The 4391-nt window shown below is 27.1% G+C and carries 3 protein-coding genes; 1 reads left to right on the top strand and 2 read right to left on the bottom strand.

Annotated elements, in window-relative coordinates:
- Positions 1-98: 98 nt before the first annotated feature.
- The gene (locus BM384_RS18390) at positions 99-230 is read left to right on the top strand and encodes a hypothetical protein (RefSeq protein ID WP_242946074.1); all 132 of its coding nucleotides are present in this window, start codon (positions 99-101) and stop codon (positions 228-230) included.
- Positions 231-417: 187 nt separating this feature from the next.
- On the opposite strand, the gene BM384_RS15825 is transcribed toward BM384_RS18390, so the two are convergent.
- Both BM384_RS15825 and BM384_RS15820 read right to left on the bottom strand, forming a co-directional pair.
- On the bottom strand, positions 418-2595 hold the full coding sequence (locus tag BM384_RS15825; protein WP_090015049.1) for a HelD family protein: 2178 nt from the start codon (positions 2593-2595) through the stop codon (positions 418-420).
- Positions 2596-2734: 139 nt separating this feature from the next.
- Entirely contained in the window at positions 2735-4117 is a 1383-nt protein-coding gene (locus BM384_RS15820) for a DUF2334 domain-containing protein (RefSeq protein ID WP_090015047.1), read from the bottom strand.
- Positions 4118-4391: the final 274 nt, after the last annotated feature.

The following is a 4391-nucleotide window of genomic DNA, read 5'->3' as shown; positions in this document are numbered from 1 at the left end:
GAAGAAAAAATTTCTTATTTGCTAATACTGCAAAAGGAGCAACTGCTAGTAGTTATTTATATAGTATTGTGGAAACTGCCAAGGCTAATAAGCTGGTTATAGAAAAGTATTTAGTTTATCTTTTTGATAACTTAATAAATATAGATACAACCGATAGCGAAAGCTTAGAGAATCTTATGCCTTGGGCTGATAAGATACCGGATGATCTAAAAATTAAAGATAAGAAATAGTAAATCCCTATAAAGATAATTGAGGTATGATGTAAATCTCAATAACTTTATAGGGATGTTTTATTACTATTTTTGAAGCAATAAAAGACGCCGAAAACTTTTACGCTTACAAGTATAAGATTATTAATCTCTAATTAAAATAAAAAGTCTAATTTTTGGATTTATACAAAAATTAGACTTTTTGTTTTTATATATAAAAATCATAAAGAGATTTATCTTCTGGAAGTATAGCATCCAAAGATTTACTACTAAATATATGTAATTCATGTAAAGCTCTTGTACATGCAGTATAAAATAAATGCTTATCTTCCATTTCAAGATAGTTTTCACCATCAGCAATTATAACTCCATCAAATTCTAACCCTTTAGCTAAGTATGAAGTTATTACATTTACACCTGTCTTAAATTCGCACTTATCAGTTGTAATTAAGTTAATGTCAGAATCAAATTCCTTTAATTTATCAAATAAATCTTCACATGCTTTTCTGTTTTTGCAGATTATAGCAATAGATTTATAATCCTTATCTTTCATATCCTTTATTGTCTTAGAAATCTGTTTTTCTAAGTTATCAGTTGTAATATGAATAGCAGGGTTGTCTCCAAGTCTAGAAACAGCTTCTATAGGTTCATGGTTGTCCAATAAAGCCTTTGAGAAGGTTGTTATATTAAAGGTTGAACGATAGCTTTTAGTTAGTACTACTGTTTTTATATCATTAAATACCTTAGTTATACCATCTCTATTCTTAACATTTGAATGTTTATCTATTCTTTGGTTTAAATCACCCATAATAGTAATAGAAGCATTAGGGAATGTCTTCTTTATAATTTCATAGAATAAAGGACTATAATCTTGAGCTTCATCAATAAGAATGTGTCTTATATTATCATAAGTCTTAAAGCCTTCAAGAGCAGCTCTTATATATACGATAGGGGTAATATCTTCGTATTTAACTTCACTTTCTCCAAGATATTTTAATGTTATATTCTTAACATCTTCTAAATCATCTTTGCTGTAGTTTTTAATATTGTTCCATAGCTGTTTATAAATATAAACATTGTTAAAGGAACTTACCATGCTGTCAACCTGTCTACTAACTTCTTCTCTGCAGTAATCATAAAAAACTTTTCTATCTTCTACATAATCAAAATACACATTATCCTTATCATTTAAGTATTTAGTTTCTAATTGAGAAAATAAACTATTCTTTATTACATCAAGTCTATTGAAGAAAGGAATATCCTTAAATCTTTCGAAGAAAGTTCTTTCGACAGCTTTTTTTCTTATAATTTCTTTTCCATCTATAACTATAGGTTTTATTGTAGTAATAAGCTTAGGAACATCTAATACAAACTTATCTAAAAGTTCCATAAATTCAGGAGTGTTTTTATATTCCATAGCCTTAGCTCTTAGTCTAAATTCTTCTTTATTTACATTATCAGAATAAATATAATCTAAGTGATCATTTTTATTTTCATAAATATAATTTTGAGGTAAAAATCTTGCAGCATAAATTTCAAAAGTAGTCTGCTGGATGTTGCTTTCACCAAGGTCAGGAAGAACGTCTGAAATATAGTCAGCAAATACTTCATTAGGACTGAAGATTAATATATTATCAGCTGTAAGTTCTTTTCTATGTTTATATAAAAGGTATGCAGATCTATGAAGGGCTATAGAAGTCTTTCCAGAACCAGCAGCACCTTGAATAAATAAGAATTTACTATCATCACTTCTTATTACATCATTTTGTTCTTTTTGTATAGAAGCTACTATGTTTTTCATCTTATCAGTAGCATTACCACTTAACATTGAATTTAAAGATTCATCACATAAACTTTCATTTGAATTATGCATAAATACAATTTCATTATTTTTTATATTATATTGTCTTGTAAATTCTATTTCACCAGAAACTCTTCTTGCTGGTGCATCAAAATATGCTGGACCTACTTCAAAATCATAAAACATATTAGAAACTGGGCTTCTCCAGTCAAATACAAATATATCAAAAGTATCTTTATCTTCAATAGTAGATAATCCAATATAAAAGCTGTCTGCCTCATCTTCACCTTCTTCTTTGAAATCTAATCTTGCGAAGTAAGGGGAGTTTAATTGTCTTTCTAAAGTTCTTATTTTATTATTTTTTTGAGAATGAATTTTTTCATTAAGTGCAACTTGACTACAGTTTTCATTAATTTCAATTTCATCTAATTCATTTCTGTTGTCCCATAAGAATTTTCTATGTTTAATAATGTCTTTGTTTTGAACTTCACTGTCAGAAACAAAAGAACTTAATAATTCATTTATCTTTTCTAATGTTTTCTTTAGATATATATTTTCATCTTTTAAATCTTTTCCATTAATCATTTTTTATCTTGCTCCTTAAAAAATAATAGACAATAAATTTTAATAGTTAAATTGAAAAGAGTCAAGGGGAAAATAGTAAATATTTATAATAAAAATAGAGTGCATCAAAGGAATTTTGACGCACTCTATTTCTTATAGATTAATCTGTTAATTCATCTACATGAACTGTAGTATAACCATTATCATTTATTGCTGATATAAGTTTTACAAGTGGAGAATCAGCACTAAAATTTGAATATAAAGTATCATTATCTATTGAATAATCAACATAACTCATTTCTATTGAAGCATGATAGAAGAAACTTTTAAGTATTCCAGGTTCATGTGAATTTAATTTATCAATTATTGGCGTAGGATCTTCGTTTTCTACAAATCCAAGGGGAGTTGGAACGAAGAAGTTATCATCAGTTTTATATATATTATTATTGTTTTTATAATCATATGGTTCATAAGCATATTTAAAATATTTCTTTATAACTTCTTGTTGAAGAGGAGTATCACTATAATGTGTACTTTCAAAGAAGTGTACAGGAATATTTAAGGCTGAAGCTGTATTAATACTATTTTCAATTAAAGTAGCAGCTTCTTCTTCTGTATTATTAATTTCAGAAGTAAAATCTGAACCAACAGCACTTCTATCATTACCACTTTGATGAGTATAACCATGAAGACCTACTTCAGCACCTTTATTTATTAAGTAATCAAGTAAGTTAACAAAGCCTACATTAGAAATATTATTAGCTTTTAATAAATCATTATCAATGCCATCAGTAGGAGCTACAAATCTAGGAATCCATGCTATATGAAACTTAATTCCTGATGAATATAAGTAATCTCCCATGCATTTTACCCTTACTTGGTTTTCAGCCTTCATATAACCCTCACCATTAGTAAAGTCTTCAAATCTAAATAATGCTACTTCTGAATCTTCATCTGTAGATTTATAATTAGAAGTATTATCAACCTCTGAATTAACTAATGTTATGTTTCTTTCATCAAAATTAAAAATTGCTGTTAAATTAAAAAGTTGTTCTATATCAGAGATACTTATATATTTTTCATTATTATAAGTAATTAATTTACCTCTTAAGTCTCCAGTTGAAGTATCTGAGGTGTAAGTATCATATGTAAGAAGTAATTCGTTATTTTTATCTATTACAGAAACAAGTTCACCTTTGTCAAAAACAGTATAATGTAAAACTTTTGCTATGTAATTTAAGGGAATATAGTAGCGCTGAGCCTTTAATATAACTGGAATATTCCTTATATTTTTGTGACTTAAAATATTAAAAGTAATATTAGAAACTTTTGAAATTGGCATTGATTCAAAAGTTAAAGTAGGATTATAAGATGGACCATAAATGGTTTCTTCAGATAGGGCCGAAGAAGAAAGCACATTTTTTTTAACTGTTACTTCTCTTTTTGCGTTTAAGAAAAATTTATAATAGCAAAAAACACCTAATAATAAAATGATTGCAAAAAAAGTACAGCGTGCTATATGTTTTTTCGTTAATATTTTCATTTATATCACCTTCTGTTATTAAATATTATAGGGTTAATCATATTTCTTAACCCTTATATATCAAGGCTTCGAAAAGCCGAGATTTCTATATCACTCAAATTTCCTGGTATCTTTTGTACCTCTTTGGATAAAACTAATTATAGATACATAAACTAATTAGTTGCACTAACGGAGGTATTAACAAATGATACAAAGACAAGAGATTTTTAACATAGTTGATTTATTTACATCACAACCAGTAATTGATTTTTATCAAACACTTTTTGATTGTGTT

Source organism: Clostridium sp. DSM 8431, assembly GCF_900116755.1.
Classification (GTDB): domain Bacteria; phylum Bacillota; class Clostridia; order Clostridiales; family Clostridiaceae; genus Clostridium.
The sequence above is the reverse complement of the archived record's forward strand: the minus strand, read 5'-3'. Positions and strand labels throughout refer to the sequence as shown.

Excerpts from the sequence above, each read along its gene's own strand:
- BM384_RS15825 (WP_090015049.1), bottom strand. The coding sequence starts at position 2,595 with ATGATTAATGGAAAAGATTTAAAAGATGAAAATATATATCTAAAGAAA.
- BM384_RS15820 (WP_090015047.1), bottom strand. The coding sequence starts at position 4,117 with ATGAAAATATTAACGAAAAAACATATAGCACGCTGTACTTTTTTTGCA.